The organism is Novosphingobium sp. BL-S-21, from assembly GCF_055521655.1.
Map to the genome: position 1 here is coordinate 2,034,694 of NZ_CM145496.1, position 15,015 is coordinate 2,049,708.

Here is a 15,015-nt window from a genome sequence, read left to right on the forward strand (position 1 = left end):
TTGGAGTAACGGAAGGGTCATGTACGACTTTGCTCCCCGGGGCGATCAGCCCAAGCCCGAACTCTATGCAGACCTTACCTCGGCCGCCAAGGCCCTGGTGGAAGGCGAACCGGACGGCGTGGCCAACATGGCCAACGTTGCAGCGCTGATTTGGCAGTTCCTGCCCGAGCTCAACTGGGCGGGATTCTACCGCAATATCGCGGACGAGCTGGTGCTCGGTCCCTTCGTGGGCAAGCCCGCCTGCATCCGCATCCCCTTGGGCCGAGGAGTCTGCGGTACGGCGGCGGCCAGCGGCGAGACTCAAGTCGTTCCCGATGTCCATGCTTTCCCCGGCCATATCGCCTGCGATGCCGACAGCCGCTCCGAGCTGGTGGTCCCAGTCATTCGCGATGGCAAAGTCGTGGCGGTGATCGACCTCGACAGCCCCATTGCCAATCGCTTCGACCGCGAGGATGCCGAAGGCATCGAGGCGCTCGCCGCCATCATCGCATCTTCGATCTGATTCCTGCCGTCTCTCGCCGGGATTGATTCCTGCCGTCTCTCGACGGGACTTTCTCCTGCCGTCTCTCGCCGGGACTGGCTGGTGAGAGCGGGAAGCTTGGCCTTTCGCGGCTCATGGTGCTAAACAGTCTGTTAACAGACGCGGCTAATGCCCATGATCCCGTGAAAAGGCCCAGCGAATGCGTAAGACCCTCAGCACCGCGAGTCTCGCCCTTGCCCTGCTTTCCAGCACCTCGGTAGCCTTTGCCGCTGATGACCAGGCCGGCGCGGATTATCTTCGCGGCACGCCGCAGGCGTCTTCCGCCAGCACCCACGCGATTCGCTACGAATTCGATCCGGCCCAGCGCGATGCCTGGCTGGCCGATTGCCATGGCAAGGTCGCAGCAAGCGGCCGGCCCCGCTCGGGAACCTACCGCGAAAACCAGGGCGCGAGCGGCGAGTGCGAAGCGTATCTCGATGACTATCTCGCCCGCTACCGGCAGGGCCAGGTCGCGGTGCCGGTCTATGGCTATGCGGCTCCCGGCTATGCTTACGTCTATCCAGCCCAGTCGATGCGGATGGTATCGATCCCCGTAATCCAGGCCATCGACGGACGCGGCGAACCTATCGCTTATGCCGAGGAAGCCGGCGTTCGCCCCGCTCGCCGAACGATCCCGCGCCGCAATCCCGCCGCAGCCGAGGCTTCCGGCGAGGTCTACGAAGCGCAATAGGCCAAAGAAAAGCGGCGCCCGAACCGCGGTTCAGGCGCCGCCCAATCTTTCCGAAACCGGCCGCTCAGATAGATCCGCCGGTGAGGCGCTGGCAGATCAGGTCGAGCTGGTCGAGCGTGGCATAGCGGATCGTTACCGTGCCGGACTTGGGATCGGCATCGGCGTTGATCTTCACCGGCAGCCCCAGAAACTCCTCAAGGTGGCTCTGCACCGCGACGATGTCGGCATCCTCATGCGGGTTGCGAGCAGTGCGCGCCCGGCGCGGAGCAACATCGCCGCGCGCCTTCTTGCGAACCAGCTTCTCGATCTCGCGCACTGACATCTGCTTGGTGATCGCGGCGTCGGCAATCTCCTCGGCATCGTCACAACCGATGAGCGCGCGGGCATGGCCCATGGACAGGCTGCCCTTCTCGACCATCGAGATCACGCCGTCCGGCAGCGCGAGCAGGCGCTGGAAGTTGGCGACATGGCTGCGGCTCTTGTCGACCATGCGGGCGATCTCGGCCTGAGTCATGCCCTCGAATTCCGCCAGGCGGTTATAGGCCCGCGCTTCCTCGATCGGGTTGAGGTCTTCGCGCTGCAGGTTCTCGATCAGGGCCAGTGCCATGACCTCGCGCTCGGTAAGCTCCCGCACCAGTGCAGGAATCTCGTGGAGCTGCGCCTTCTGCGCCGCGCGCCAGCGACGCTCGCCCGCGACCAGCTGGTACCGGCCGTTGTCCATCGGCCGCACGATGATCGGCTGAATCACACCGCGATGGGCGATCGAGGCTGCCAGCTCTTCCAGCGCCTCCTCGTCGAAAATCCGACGGGGCTGATCCGGGTGCGGGGTGATGTCGGCAATGGCCAGGACGGCAAGCCCCCCTGCCCGTGGTAAACCGCTACGACCTTCCGACAGGCCGGAAGCGGCCAGAGGTTCCTCACGGCGGGTCTCGCCCAGCAGGGCGCCCAGACCTCGTCCAAGGCCCTTCGGTTTCGCCTTCGAGGCAGAAGCCGAGGGTCCGGGTGTGGCCGTTTCCTGAGCGGTCGGTTCCTTGACGGGGGGTATGCTGAGGCGGACGATCGATTCGTCGTTCATGCCGCTTTCCTCTTCTCGGGCAGTCGGGTGATAAGTTCGCGCGCCAAAGCCATGTAGGCGCGGCTGCCGGCGCAGGCATGATCGTAGATCAAGGCGGGCACGCCGTGACTGGGCGCTTCGGAAAGGCGCACATTGCGCGGAATGGTGGTCTCGAAAACGAGCTGGCCCAGGCACGAGCGGACGTCTTCGGAGACCTGATCGGTCAGGCGGTTGCGCCGATCGAACATGGTCAGCGCAATGCCGATGATGCCAAGGTCCGGATTGAACCGCTGCTGCACCCGCTCCACCGTCTGGAGCAGCTGGCTTAGTCCTTCCAGCGCGAAGAACTCGCACTGAAGCGGCACCAGCAGGGTATCGGCCGCGGTGAGCGCATTGAGCGTCAGCAGGCCCAGCGAAGGCGGGCAGTCGATCAGGCAGACGTCGTAACCCAGGTCGACCCGCAGCGCCGAACGGAGACGGTTGGCGCGGTCGTCCGCGTTCACCAGTTCCACTTCGGCGCCGGAAAGATCGACGGTGGCTGCCAGCAGATCGAGACCGGGAATGCTGGTGGGCATGACGCAATCGGCTACCCGTGCGCGGTCGACCAGCACTTCGTAGGATGTGCGTTCCCGATCGGAGGCCGAAACGCCGATCCCCGTCGAGGCATTGCCTTGCGGATCGAGGTCGATCAGCAGGGTATTCCAGCCAGTCGCAGCAAGCGCGGTCGCGACGTTGATCGCGGTCGTGGTCTTTCCAACCCCGCCCTTCTGGTTGGCGATAGCGATACGGATCACTTGGTCATACCCTTCCTGTCGGCCAGCTTACCGACAATGATGCCTGCATGCGGGTCCGTCAGGGACTGTTCCACGTGGAACATGTGCCGCCACTTGCGAAGGTCTTCCAGTTCTTGCTTTGCCGACCGCCCTTTGGGCAACAGCCAAACCGTGTCGCTTGTGGAAAAACGGGCGGAAATTGTCAGAAGTTTTTCAAGGGGCGCAAAAGCGCGCGCGGAAATCACGCTTGCGGGGAAGCTCTCGACCAGTTCGAGGCGTTGCCCAGCGATACGCGCATTATCCAGTCCCATGGCCACGCGCGCCCGATCGAGCCACTCGACTCGCCGCGTGCGCGATTCGACCATGACCACTTCGCACTCGGGTCTCAGCGCCGCGATGACGAGGCCGGGGAAACCGGCGCCGGTACCAAGGTCGATCCAAGGGGAAGATGTTTCACGTGAAACATAAGGGAGAAGCTGCGCGCTATCGACGATATGCCGCAGCCAGACCTGCTCCAGACTCGCAGCGGAAACGAGGTTCTGCTGGCAGTTCTCCTCGACCAACATGGCGATCAAGGTCTCCAGGCGAACCCAGGCGTCCTCATCGCATTCGGGCAGTTTCCGCAGCCATTCGCGTGCTTCGTCTTCCGTCGTGATCATGCCGCCTCCCTGCGGGCATGGACCAGCAGCGCCGCCAGCGCTGCCGGAGTGATTCCGGGGATCCGCCCGGCCGCCGCGAGACTCGCTGGCCGGGCCTTGCTCAACCTCTCGACCATCTCTCGCGAGAGGCCGGGAATGTCGGCATATGGAAAGTCATCGGGCAACGTCAGGCCCTCGCTGGCCCGAAGGTCGCGTAACTCGCGTTCCTGCCGTTCGAGGTAAGGCGCGTAAGCCGCGTCCTCCACCATCTCCTCGATCAAGTCCGCGTCTTCCAGCAGGGCCGGATCAAGCCAGGGGGCAAGGCCAGCCACACCGACTCCGCCGAACCGCAGCCACTCGCGAATGGGAAGTCGCCCGACATCCGCGCGCACCGGAAGACCGGCCTGCGCCAGTTCATGCCCGGTCACTGCGATGCCGAACGCCATGTCCACTTTGGCCCGATCCTCAAGCCGCCGTTCGAACCATGCCTTGCGCTCCGGGCCGGCTGCGCCGATCTGGATGGCCAGCGGAGTCAGCCGTGTCGAGGCATTGTTCGCGCGAAGACGGAGGCGATACTCGGCCCGCGCCGTGAGCATGCGATAGGGCTCGCTCACGCCGTGAAGGGTGAGATCGTCGATCATCACCGCCATGTAGCTGTTGGCCCGGTCGAGCGCCGGCGCCTCGCGTCCAAGCACATCCGCAGCGGCATGCATCCCGGCGACAAGGCCTTGCGCAGCGGCTTCCTCGTAGCCGGTCGTGCCATTGATCTGGCCTGCGCAGTAGAGCCCCGGCATGTCACGCAGTTCCAGGCTCGTGCGAAGCGCCCGGGGGTCGATGTGGTCGTACTCAACGGCGTAGCCGGGAACGACCATCTCCACCCGCTCCAGGCCTTCCATGGTGCGCAGCATCGCAAGCTGCACATCCGCCGGAAGCGAGGTGCTCACGCCGTTCGGATAGACCAGCGGGTTATCGAGACCTTCCGGCTCCAGAAATATCTGATGCCCGTCGCGATCGGCGAAGCGGTGAATCTTGTCCTCGATCGAGGGGCAGTAGCGCGGACCGGAAGCACCGATCGCGCCTGTGAACAGCGGGGAGCGATGGAGGTTCTCGCGGATCACGTCATGGGTGCGCGGGTTTGTCCGCGTGATGGCGCAGAAGACTTGCGGAACCTTGCGTCGCCGCGCCGCGCCGTCCTTGGGCGCCATGGCCGACATCGTCCAGTCCTCGCCATCGGAAGGCTGCTCGTCGAGCCGGCCCCAGTCGATGGTGCGGCCATCGAGACGCGGCGGTGTTCCCGTCTTGAGTCGCGCCATCGGCAAGGCGGCGTCGCGCATCTGTGCTGCCAGACGCTGCGCGGAAGACTCGCCGATGCGACCGCCGGTGAGCCGTTCTTCGCCCCGGAACAAAGTGCCGCCAAGGAAAGTACCCGTGCAGAGAATCACGGCACGCGCGGCGACCTTCGTGCCGTCACCGAGTTCGATGCCGACCACCCTGCCCTGTTCGATAACGAGCGCCGCTGCCTCGCCGCCGATCAGGGTGAGATCACCCTGCTGCTGCAGGAGGCGATGGATAGCCGCCCGAAACAGCTTGCGATCGGCCTGGACCCGTGGGCCCTGAACCGCGCTGCCTTTCGAGCGGTTGAGTATGCGGTAATGGATGGCAGCCGCATCGGCAGCGCGCGCGATGAGCCCATCGAAGGCATCGACCTCGCGCACGAGGTGCCCCTTGCCCAACCCGCCGATGGCAGGATTGCAGCTCATGGCGCCAACCGCATCGAGATCGAAGCTTACCAGAGCGACACGCGCGCCCATACGCGCGGCAACCGCCGCCGCCTCGCAGCCGGCATGGCCGCCGCCGATCACGATCACATCAAAGGAATGCATGGACGATGCGCTTACCCGAAGCGACGAGTCCCGTCAAAGTCGTTGAAAGTGTTTCACGTGGAACATCACTATTTGCCGATGCAGAAGCGGCCGAACAGCGCGTCGAGCATGTCTTCCGTGGTGGCGCGCCCGATCAGGGTGTCGAAGGCGACGCGTGCCAGCCGCAGCGACTCTGCAACCAACAAAGGATCGCGTTCAAGGACCGCCATGGCCAAGGCCCGCTCCGCTTCGGCCACCAGAGCATGCTGCCGCTGGTTGAGCGCTGCCTCACCCGGCTTCGGCATGGCAACGGAAGCGGTCGCCACCAGGTCGTGCCGCAGCGCTTCCAGCCCCTCACCTGTCACTGCGGACACCCGGTGACGCGGTGCCTGCCTCTGTTCCACGTGGAACAAGTCCGCTTGCGCCGCGATCTCCCAAGCCGCTTCAGGGGCCTCCCCTTCCGGACCCAGCCAGAGCACGAGGTCGGCTTTGTCCAACGCTGCCAGAGCGCGCGAAATGCCGATGGCCTCGATCTCGTCGCCGGTCTCGTCGCGAAGACCTGCGGTGTCGCCGAACAGGAACGGTATGCCGCCGAGGGACACCGCACGGGTCAGGACGTCACGCGTCGTTCCGGCCATCGGTGAGGTGATGGCGGCTTCGTCTTCCACCAGTGCATTGAAGAGCGTGCTCTTCCCCGCATTGGGCGGTCCGGCCAGGACGACGCGAAAGCCTTCACGCAGCGCTTCCGCGCGCGGCCGGGACATCCATGCCAGAAGTTCGCCGCGGAGACCTTCGAGGCGCTGGATGAAGTCGGCCGGCAGATCGGACACGTCGTCTTCGTCGCCAAAGTCGAGCACGGCTTCTACGGAAGCCGATGCCCTGAGCACATCGTCACGCCATAACTCCACCTGCCGCGAGAAAGCGCCGCCGGCCATGGCGAGCGCGGAGCGGCGCTGCAGTTCGGTCTCTGCCGAAAGCAGATCGGCCAACCCTTCCGCTTCGGCAAGATCGATCCGGCCATTGGCAAATGCACGCCGCGTGAATTCGCCCGGCACGGCACGGCGCAAGCCGGGAATCTCCGCAAGAGCCGTCTCCACGGCCGAAACCACGGCCCTTCCCCCATGCAGATGGAGTTCGGCCAGATCCTCTCCCGTTGCCGTGCGAGGGCCCGGAAACCAGAGAACGAGTGCCTGGTCGAGAACCGCCCCGGCCCCGTCGCGCAAGGGACGGTAGCTGGCACGGCGGGCCTGCGGCAACGATCCGCTCAAGGCTTCCAGTGCCGCTCCGGCGCGCTGCCCGCTGATGCGGACGACGCCGATGGCAGCCGGTGGCGCGCCGCTGGAGAGCGCGAAGATCGTGTCTTGAATGTCTTGAGGCATGAGCAACGCGCTACAGGAGCGCGGGCGAGAGGTGAACCCCGCCCAGCATCATGCGCGCCCTCGGCTGCGATCGCTCAGTCGGTCTTCTTGGGCTTGGTGCCGCCGGTGGCGCCGCTCATGGCCATGGCCGCGCCGCTTTCCATCAATTGCTGGAACAGCTTGAGACCATATTGGCCCATGGGGGCAACCTGCTTGGTCAGCTCCTGAAGCTGGTCGAAATTGCCGACGCCCTGCATCGCCTTGGCCAGCGCATCGACATAGACGTCGTTCGCCTTGGTGACGTCAGGCAGACCGAGGAACCGCCTTGCCTCTTCAGGCGAGCATTCGACCTCGACATTGACCTTCATCACGGCCTCCCATCTGGAATTTCTGCATCCTGCCTGACACATGGCGTTGGCAAAGTCCATCGCTCGTGCCTAACCTCCCGGCAACGTCTGACCGGGCCAAAAGGCTGCCAGGCCCCTCTTCCGCAGGAGACACCCATGACCAATATCGAAATCCCGACTCTCGACGGTGACGGCATGATCCCGGCCTATGTCGCCCGCCCCGAAGGCACCCCGCGCGGCGCCATCATCGTCCAGCAGGAGATCTTCGGCGTGGATGCCGGTATTCGCCGCAAGGCCGATGGCTGGGCCGCCAAGGGCTACCTTGCCGTCGCGCCCGACAGCTTCTGGCGCCAGAAGCCCGGCATCGAACTCAGCCCCTATGTCGAGGAAGAATTCAAGCAGGCCATCGGGCACATGTCTGCGCACGATTTCGATCTTGGCATTCGCGACATCGAAGCGGTGATCCACTGGATCCGCCGCGAGGAAGGCGTGCCGAAAGTCGGCCTCGTTGGATTCTGCATGGGCGGCCGTATCGCCTACATGGTGGCGGCGCGCACCGACATCGATGCTTCGGTGGGCTACTACGGTGTGATGATCGACCAGATGCTGGGCGAAAAGCACGCCATCGCCCGCCCGCTCATGCTGCACATCCCGGTGGCCGACCATTTCGTGGACGCGGCCGCGCAGAAGGCCATCCACGACGGTCTCGACGACCATCCCCGCGTCACCTTGTGGGACTACGAGGGCCTCGACCATGGCTTCGCCGCCGAGATCGGTGCACGCCGCGACGAGGCCGGCGCGGAACTGGCGGACGGCCGAACCGAGGCGTTCTTCGCGGAGCATGTCGGCTAAGCCGATGACGGTTGCCCCGCGCTACGCCGTGCCGCTTGCGGTCGTGATGCTCACGGCCGCCTGCTGGCTGGTTCCATCGTGGCGCTGGGCGCTGATCCTGATGGTGCCGGTCCTGCTGTTGACCGTCTGGGACTTCCTGCAGAACCGGCACGCCTTGCGGCGAAACTACCCGCTGATCGCGCGGGTCCGATGGCTCTTCGAAGACTTGCGCCCTTACCTGCGGGCCTATCTGGTGGAAGGCGACCGCGAAGGCCGGCCCTTCACCATCGAGGAGCGCGGCCTGGTCTATGCCCGCGCCAAAGGCGATGTCTCGTCTCACCCGATGGGCACCGAACTGGATGTCTATTCGGAAGAATACGAATGGCTCGGCCACTCCATCGCCCCCAACGAAAAGGCCCCTGAATCCTGGCGCGTGAAGATTGGCGGAGACCAATGCGCCAAACCCTACGAAAGCGCCCTGCTCAACATTTCCGCCATGAGCTTCGGCTCGCTTTCGGCCAATGCCATCGAAGCCCTGAACAAGGGCGCGGCCATGGGCGGCTTCGCGCATGACACCGGCGAAGGCTCGATCAGCCGCTACCATCGGACTTATGGCGGTGACCTGATCTGGGAACTCGGCAGCGGGTATTTCGGCTGTCGCCACAAGGACGGCAGCTTCGATCCCGAACTCTTCGCGCGGCAGGCGCAGGACGATCAGGTCAAGATGGTGGAGATCAAGCTGAGTCAGGGCGCCAAGCCCGGCCACGGCGGCGTACTTCCCGGACCCAAGGTCACGCCCGAAATTGCCGAGGCCCGCAAGGTCGAAGTCGGAGAGGACTGCCTCTCCCCCGCCGCCCATTCGGCCTTCTCCACCCCGATCGAATTGCTCCAGTGGCTGGAGCAGCTGCGCGAACTGTCCGGCGGCAAGCCCGCGGGCATGAAGCTGTGCGTGGGGCAGCCCCATGAAGTCATGGCGCTTATCAAGGCGATGCTGGAAACCGGCATCACCCCGGATTTCATCGTCGTCGACGGCGCCGAGGGCGGCACGGGCGCAGCCCCGCAGGAATTGACCGACAATGTCGGCATGCCGATGCGCGAAGGCCTGACCCTGATGCGCAACGCCCTGGTCGGCGCGAACCTCAAGCACCGGGTGCGGCTCGGCGCCTCGGGGAAGATTCACTCCGGCGCCGGCATGGCTCGTGCCTTTGCCCTCGGCGCGGACTGGTGCAATGCGGCGCGGGCCTTCATGTTCTCGCTGGGCTGCGTCCAGTCGATGAAGTGCCACACCGGCGAATGCCCGACCGGCGTGGCCACCCAGGTCGCCTGGCGCCAGCGGGGCCTCGTGGTCGAGGACAAGGCAGAGCGAGTCATGCGTTTCCAGAGCGAGACCCTGAAGTCCTTGCGCGAGATCGTGGTGGCCATGGGCTACGACGACCCCTGGGGCCTCAGCCAGCACGACATGTACCAGCGCATAGACAGCGCCAAGGCGGGGCCGCTCGACGAGGTCTACCGCTTCCTCAAGCCGGGCGAACTGCTCGCCGACCCCGAATCCACCCCATATGCCCGCGCCTGGCGCGTCTCGCGCGCGGACACGTTCAGAAGAATCTTCTGATCGCCATCTTCAAGGACCTGACGACATGACCACCGGATACAGGATGATCGCCCGCACGCACGGCGGTCCCGAAGTGATCGAGCGGGAAGATTTCGACGTTCCCTCCCCCGGCCCCGGCGAGGTGCTGATCGAAACCGAGGCGGTGGGGCTCAACTTCATCGATACGTACTACCGCAAAGGCCTCTACGCCGATCCGCTGCCGATCAAGCTGGGCTCCGAAAGCGTCGGCCGGATCGTCGCGCTGGGTGACGGCGTTTCGGAATTCTCCATCGGAGAACGCGTGGGCACGACTCATGCCGGCGGTGCTTATGCCAGCCACCGCCTGATCAAGGCCGCGCAGGCGATGCGCATTCCCGAGGCGATCGCTCCCGAGATCGCGGCCGCCGTCATGCTCAAGGGCCTGACCGCCTGCTATCTGGCAGAGGAAACTTTCCCGGCCGACAAGGGCCACGTCGCCCTGGTGCATTCCGCGGCGGGCGGAGTCGGTTCGCTGCTGGTCCCCTGGCTGCTCGACCGCGGCGTGACCGTCATCGCCCACACCGGCAGCGCCGAGAAGGCTGCGCAAGTGCCGGGCGATCATGTGCTCCACTGCCCGTTCGCGGAGCTGCCCGAAGCTGTACGGGACATCACCCGGGGCGAGATGTGCCATGTCGTCTATGACGGCGTCGGCGCGGCATCGTGGACGGCCTCGCTCGCGTCACTGCGCAAACGCGGCTTCATGGTGACTTACGGCAATGCCTCGGGCCCGGTACCCCCGATCACGCCGCTGGAGCTTATGAAGGCCGGATCGATCTATCTCACGCGCCCGACTCTGGCCGATTACGTCGCCACGCCGGAACAGCTGGCGATCAGCGCAAAGAAACTGTTCGACCGCATCGCCAAAGGAATCCTGAAGCCGCACATCGGGCAGACGTTCCGCCTGGAAGAGGCCGCAGAAGCGCATCGCGCGCTGGAATCGAGGTCAACCACCGGTTCCACCATCCTGGTGCCCTGACAAGGCTCCACGGCCGATCCTGGGCACATAGCACCCGACCCTCCGCGGGTTTCTCGACGGTCACCCCAAGGCGGCAAGGAACCGGGCGGCGCATTCAATGCCCCAAACGGAAAAGGACCCGGAAGGCCGAAGCCTCCGGGTCCTTTTCCGTTTCACGCTCGATCGTATCAGATCAGGGTCACGATCCCGAGCTGCGGATCCACCCAGCCCTCGTAGATCATCTTCACCGCCACGTAGAGGATGACGGCCAGCCCCACCCAGGCGATCCAGCGATAACGCTCGATGTACCGGGCGATGAAGTTCGCGGCCACGCCCATGAGCGCCACGGCGAAGACGAGACCCACGATGAGGATGCCGGGATGATCGCGCGCCGCGCCGGCGACGCCGAGCACGTTGTCGATCGACATCGAGATATCCGCCACCGCAACCGAGATGGCCGCTCCGGCAAAGCTCTTGGCAGGGCGCACGCCGGAGTTTTCGTCACCCTCGATCTCGGGCGAGCCGGGATGATTGCCGCCGTGAATCTCGCGGTACATCTTCCACGCCACCCACAGCAGCAGCAATCCACCCGCGAACACCAGCCCGACGATGCCGAGCAGCCAGGTGACGATCAGCGCGAAGCCGATGCGCATGACCAACGCGGCGATCACGCCGATGGCGATGACCTTCCGGCGCTGATCCGCCGGAAGTCCGGCGGCCAGAGCACCCACGACAATGGCGTTGTCGCCCGCCAGCACCACATCGATCATCAGGACCTGGAGGAACGCCGAAAAAGCGGCCGGCGTCCCCAGGTTCGAGAAATCGTTGACGATGTGCTGCCAGATCTCCGCCGGACCGCCCATGGAGGAGGTCGCGACAAGGGTCTGCAGGATGCTCAAGCCCCCCGAGCCTCCTTACTGATTCATGGTCGAGAAGAAGTCCTCGTTGGTCTTCGAGTCCTTCATCTTGTCGAGCAGGAACTCCATCGCATCGACGGTGCCCATCTGCATGAGAATGCGGCGCAGGACCCACATTTTGGTGAGCTGGTCCTTGGGAACCAGCAGCTCTTCCTTGCGGGTGCCGGACTTGCCGACGTCGAGCGCCGGGAAGATGCGCTTGTCGGCCACCTTACGGTCAAGGACGATTTCCGAGTTACCGGTGCCCTTGAATTCTTCGAAGATGACTTCGTCCATGCGGCTGCCGGTATCGATCAGGGCCGTGGCGATGATGGAGAGCGAGCCGCCCTCCTCGATGTTGCGCGCGGCACCGAAGAAGCGCTTGGGGCGCTGCAGGGCGTTGGCGTCGACACCGCCGGTCAGCACCTTGCCCGAGCTGGGCACCACGGTGTTGTAGGCACGGCCGAGGCGGGTGATCGAGTCCAGCAGGATCACCACGTCGCGCTTGTGCTCGACCAGGCGCTTGGCCTTCTCGATCACCATTTCGGCGACCTGGACGTGGCGCTGGGCGGGTTCGTCGAAGGTGGAGGAGATGACCTCGCCCTTCACCGAACGCTGCATGTCGGTGACTTCCTCAGGGCGCTCGTCGACGAGCAGCACGAGAAGGAAGACTTCCGGATGGTTGTCGGTGATGGCCTTGGCCATGTTCTGCAGCAGCACGGTCTTACCCGTGCGCGGCGGCGCCACGATCAGGGCGCGCTGGCCCTTGCCCTGGGGGCTGATGAGATCGATCACGCGGGCCGACTTGTCCTTGACCGTGGGGTCGAGGCAATCGAGCTTCAGGCGCTGATCGGGATAGAGCGGCGTCAGGTTGTCGAAGTTGACGCGGTGGCGCACCACGTCCGGATCGTCGAAGTTGACGCTGATGAGCTTGGTGATGGCAAAATAGCGCTCGCCGTCCTTGGGCGCGCGGATTTCGCCTTCGACGGTATCGCCCGTGCGCAGGCCCCATTTGCGGACCTGGTTCGGCGAAACGTAGATGTCGTCGGGTCCGGCGAGGTAGTTGGCCTCGGGGCTGCGCAGGAAGCCGAAACCGTCAGTGAGCACTTCGATGGTGCCCTGCCCGATGATTTCCTCGCCGTCCTCGGCCACTTCCTTGAGAATGGCGAACATGAGGTCCTGGCGGCGCAGCGTCGAAGCGCCTTCAACGCCCAGTTCCTCAGCCATTTCGACCAGTTCGGCCGATGATTTCTTCTTGAGTTCTTTAAGATGCATTTGTCTGGATTCCGGATGGAAATGGTGTGTCGGCCGGCGGGATCGAAGGGCTTGGGGAAAGCGGATCCGGGCAGGAGAATGGGCTCGCCGCCCTATGCCGGAACAGGGCCCAGATAAGCGTTCGCCGGGCCTCGGTCAACGAGTCAATCCGCCAAGCGGCGTGTGGGCGGGCCGAATGGATCGGGCCTGGACGCGGCGGCGAATGAAGCCGTTCGAGTCCCCTGGGTTGTAACGGGGGAGCGCAGAAGGTTCCTGAGTCGCTTCCCTGCGGACCGGTCGCTGCCTGTCCGCGGGCCCGAAACAAGGCCGGGGTGTGGGACTAAAACCGATTCAGAACGGCTTCACGACCACCAGGATCACGATCACGGCGGCGGCCAGCCCCGGAATCTCGTTCAGCAGGCGCAGCTTTCGGCCGGTCAGCGGACGCTCGCCGCGCGCCAGCTTCTTGCCGTAGCCTACCAGCCAGCCATGATAGCCCGAAAGACCCAGGACGAAGAGCAGCTTGGCGTGAAGCCAGCCCTGGTCCCACGCGCCCATGGCAGTGGCGGTGGCGATGCCCAGCACCCAGACGAGGATCAGCGAAGGCGTCAGGATGATCTTGCGCAGCTTGGCTTCGCGATCGATCCAGCGTGCTTCCTCTGCCGAGCCTGGCTCCGCTTCCTGGTGATAGACGAAATAGCGCGGGAGCATGAACAGCCCGGCCATCCAGAAGATCACGAAGATGACATGTCCGGCCTTGAGCCAGAGATAGAGCATGGAAAGCACTTCCTGCATGAGTCCCACGAGTCTGATGGTTCCGGGGCGGCCCTCCTGCACTCTTGCCCTGCTTCGGGCAAGACGATTCCGTCCGTGAATCAGCCGATTAATCCGCTTCCGGGCGGTTGATCGCTGGGCAGGGTGCAGGAGGGATGCCTGTTGAGGGCCGCCGCCGGAATGGGCCTATCGCGACCAGTTCCGGACGATGCCGAGCAGCTTCTCCACGTTCTCGATCGGCGTGAACTGGCCGATTCCGTGGCCGAGATTGAAGACGTGCGGCCGGTCGGCAAAGGCATCGAGCACGCGGTGGACCTGACTCTCGAGGTCCTCACCGCCCGAAAGCAGCAACAGCGGATCGAGATTCCCCTGCACCGGCAGGCCCGCCGGCAATTCCCGCGCCGCCCAGATCGGGTCGATGGTCTCGTCGATTCCGACCGCGTCAACACCGGTCTCGCGGGCGTAGGATGCCAGTTTTTCGCCGGCCCCCTTGGGGAATCCGATGATTGGAGTCTCGGGATGGCGCGCTTTCACCGCAGCGACGATCTGCGCATTGGGAGCAATGACCCAGCGCTCGAACTGACCGGGAGAGAGCGACCCTGCCCATGAATCGAAAAGCTGGACGGCTTCCGCGCCGGCTTCGATCTGGCCGCTGAGGTAGTCGACAGTCACCCCCACGATAGCCTGGATGATCGCCTGGAACGCCGCAGGGTCGCGATAGGCCATGGCGCGGGTCTCATGCTGATCCCGGCTGCCTTCGCCTGCACACATGTACGTGGCGACCGTCCAGGGGCTTCCTGCAAAGCCCAGCATCGTCTTGTCGGCATCGAGTGCGGCGCGAACCTTGCGCACGGTTTCGTAGATCGGGGAGAGGCGATCGGGCACGGCGGAGAGACTCTCCAGCGCACTGTCGACCAGGCGCGGAGTCAGCCGCGGACCTTCGCCGGCCAGGAACTGGAGGTCCTGCCCCATGGCGTAAGGCACGATCAGGATGTCCGAGAACAGGATCGCGCCGTCGAATCCGAAGCGGCGGATCGGCTGCAGGGTGATCTCGGCGGCTGCGTCGGTATCGTAGACGAGGGCCAGGAATCCGCCCTTTTCGGCGCGCAGGGCACGGTATTCGGGAAGGTATCTTCCGGCCTGGCGCATCAGCCAGACCGGGCGCTTGCTCGTGTTCGTTCCGCGCAGGTTTTCGAGAAGGAGGCCAGGCATCGAGATTCAGGTCCGATCAAAAAAATAAAGATTCTTAGAAGGATGATGGAGTCTGTTGGTCCTGTGGATATCGGGGACGATTGAATCTTGCCCGAATTATTCCACGGTGAACAGGTTCAAATCTGCGCGGCGACTCTCCACGGAGTCTGAGTCAAAGACTCTTTATCCCGGTTACCCACAGGGTGTGGGCGCGAATTGAATCATGTTTACGACTCTAGAG

15 protein-coding genes are annotated in these 15,015 nt (G+C 64.5%); 5 read left to right on the top strand and 10 right to left on the bottom strand.

What is annotated here, in order from left to right; all coding sequences use genetic code 11:
- The first annotated feature begins 19 nt into the window (after positions 1-19).
- On the top strand, positions 20-502 hold the full coding sequence (locus tag ACZ1J6_RS18065; protein WP_132264310.1) for a GAF domain-containing protein: 483 nt from the start codon (positions 20-22) through the stop codon (positions 500-502).
- A 178-nt stretch (positions 503-680) separates the two neighbouring features.
- Positions 681-1,211 (top strand): hypothetical protein, encoded by a 531-nt coding sequence (locus ACZ1J6_RS18070; protein WP_465127678.1) that lies wholly within the window; start codon positions 681-683, stop codon positions 1,209-1,211.
- A 64-nt stretch (positions 1,212-1,275) separates the two neighbouring features.
- Here ACZ1J6_RS18070 and ACZ1J6_RS18075 read toward each other — a convergent pair whose 3' ends face one another.
- The 6 genes from ACZ1J6_RS18075 to ACZ1J6_RS18100 all read right to left on the bottom strand — a co-directional run bounded on the left by ACZ1J6_RS18075 (position 1,276) and on the right by ACZ1J6_RS18100 (position 7,264).
- Positions 1,276-2,286 (bottom strand): ParB/RepB/Spo0J family partition protein, encoded by a 1,011-nt coding sequence (locus tag ACZ1J6_RS18075; RefSeq protein ID WP_465127679.1) that lies wholly within the window; start codon positions 2,284-2,286, stop codon positions 1,276-1,278.
- Entirely contained in the window at positions 2,283-3,059 is a 777-nt protein-coding gene (locus tag ACZ1J6_RS18080; RefSeq protein WP_132264304.1) for a ParA family protein, read from the bottom strand. Before ACZ1J6_RS18080 ends, ACZ1J6_RS18075 begins: the two co-directional genes overlap by 4 nt.
- Positions 3,056-3,697, bottom strand: coding sequence for a 16S rRNA (guanine(527)-N(7))-methyltransferase RsmG (gene rsmG, locus ACZ1J6_RS18085; RefSeq protein ID WP_465127680.1), 642 nt, complete (start codon positions 3,695-3,697; stop codon positions 3,056-3,058). Before rsmG ends, ACZ1J6_RS18080 begins: the two co-directional genes overlap by 4 nt.
- Complete coding sequence (gene mnmG / locus ACZ1J6_RS18090; protein WP_465127681.1) at positions 3,694-5,559, bottom strand: tRNA uridine-5-carboxymethylaminomethyl(34) synthesis enzyme MnmG; 1,866 nt, start codon at positions 5,557-5,559, stop codon at positions 3,694-3,696. Before mnmG ends, rsmG begins: the two co-directional genes overlap by 4 nt.
- A 68-nt stretch (positions 5,560-5,627) precedes the next feature.
- Positions 5,628-6,905: a tRNA uridine-5-carboxymethylaminomethyl(34) synthesis GTPase MnmE gene (gene mnmE / locus ACZ1J6_RS18095; protein WP_465128266.1), complete on the bottom strand. Its 1,278-nt coding sequence runs from the start codon at positions 6,903-6,905 to the stop codon at positions 5,628-5,630.
- A gap of 86 nt (positions 6,906-6,991) precedes the next feature.
- The gene (locus tag ACZ1J6_RS18100) at positions 6,992-7,264 is read right to left on the bottom strand and encodes a DUF6489 family protein (RefSeq protein ID WP_132264299.1); all 273 of its coding nucleotides are present in this window, start codon (positions 7,262-7,264) and stop codon (positions 6,992-6,994) included.
- A 135-nt stretch (positions 7,265-7,399) separates the two neighbouring features.
- Here ACZ1J6_RS18100 and ACZ1J6_RS18105 point away from each other — a divergent pair, with 135 nt between their 5' ends.
- From ACZ1J6_RS18105 to ACZ1J6_RS18115, 3 genes are read left to right on the top strand one after another with little or no spacing between them, the layout of a single operon-like run.
- Positions 7,400-8,095 (top strand): dienelactone hydrolase family protein, encoded by a 696-nt coding sequence (locus tag ACZ1J6_RS18105; protein ID WP_134094827.1) that lies wholly within the window; start codon positions 7,400-7,402, stop codon positions 8,093-8,095.
- 4 nt (positions 8,096-8,099) lie between these two features.
- Positions 8,100-9,686: an FMN-binding glutamate synthase family protein gene (locus tag ACZ1J6_RS18110; RefSeq protein WP_465128267.1), complete on the top strand. Its 1,587-nt coding sequence runs from the start codon at positions 8,100-8,102 to the stop codon at positions 9,684-9,686.
- A 25-nt stretch (positions 9,687-9,711) separates the two neighbouring features.
- Positions 9,712-10,680 carry a quinone oxidoreductase family protein gene (locus ACZ1J6_RS18115; RefSeq protein ID WP_465127682.1) on the top strand — a complete coding sequence of 323 codons (969 nt, stop codon included), beginning with the start codon at positions 9,712-9,714 and terminating at the stop codon, positions 10,678-10,680.
- A gap of 167 nt (positions 10,681-10,847) precedes the next feature.
- Here the strand turns inward: ACZ1J6_RS18115 and ACZ1J6_RS18120 are convergent, their stop codons facing one another.
- The 4 genes from ACZ1J6_RS18120 to hemE form a co-directional block, all read right to left on the bottom strand.
- Positions 10,848-11,522 (bottom strand): TerC family protein, encoded by a 675-nt coding sequence (locus ACZ1J6_RS18120; RefSeq protein ID WP_465128268.1) that lies wholly within the window; start codon positions 11,520-11,522, stop codon positions 10,848-10,850.
- 51 nt (positions 11,523-11,573) lie between these two features.
- Entirely contained in the window at positions 11,574-12,830 is a 1,257-nt protein-coding gene (rho, locus tag ACZ1J6_RS18125; protein WP_132264295.1) for a transcription termination factor Rho, read from the bottom strand.
- 330 nt (positions 12,831-13,160) lie between these two features.
- The gene (locus ACZ1J6_RS18130) at positions 13,161-13,604 is read right to left on the bottom strand and encodes a CopD family protein (protein WP_132265252.1); all 444 of its coding nucleotides are present in this window, start codon (positions 13,602-13,604) and stop codon (positions 13,161-13,163) included.
- A 165-nt stretch (positions 13,605-13,769) separates the two neighbouring features.
- Positions 13,770-14,795, bottom strand: a complete 1,026-nt coding sequence (gene hemE, locus ACZ1J6_RS18135) for a uroporphyrinogen decarboxylase (protein WP_465127683.1) — start codon at positions 14,793-14,795, stop codon at positions 13,770-13,772.
- Between the last annotated feature and the right edge of the window lie 220 nt (positions 14,796-15,015).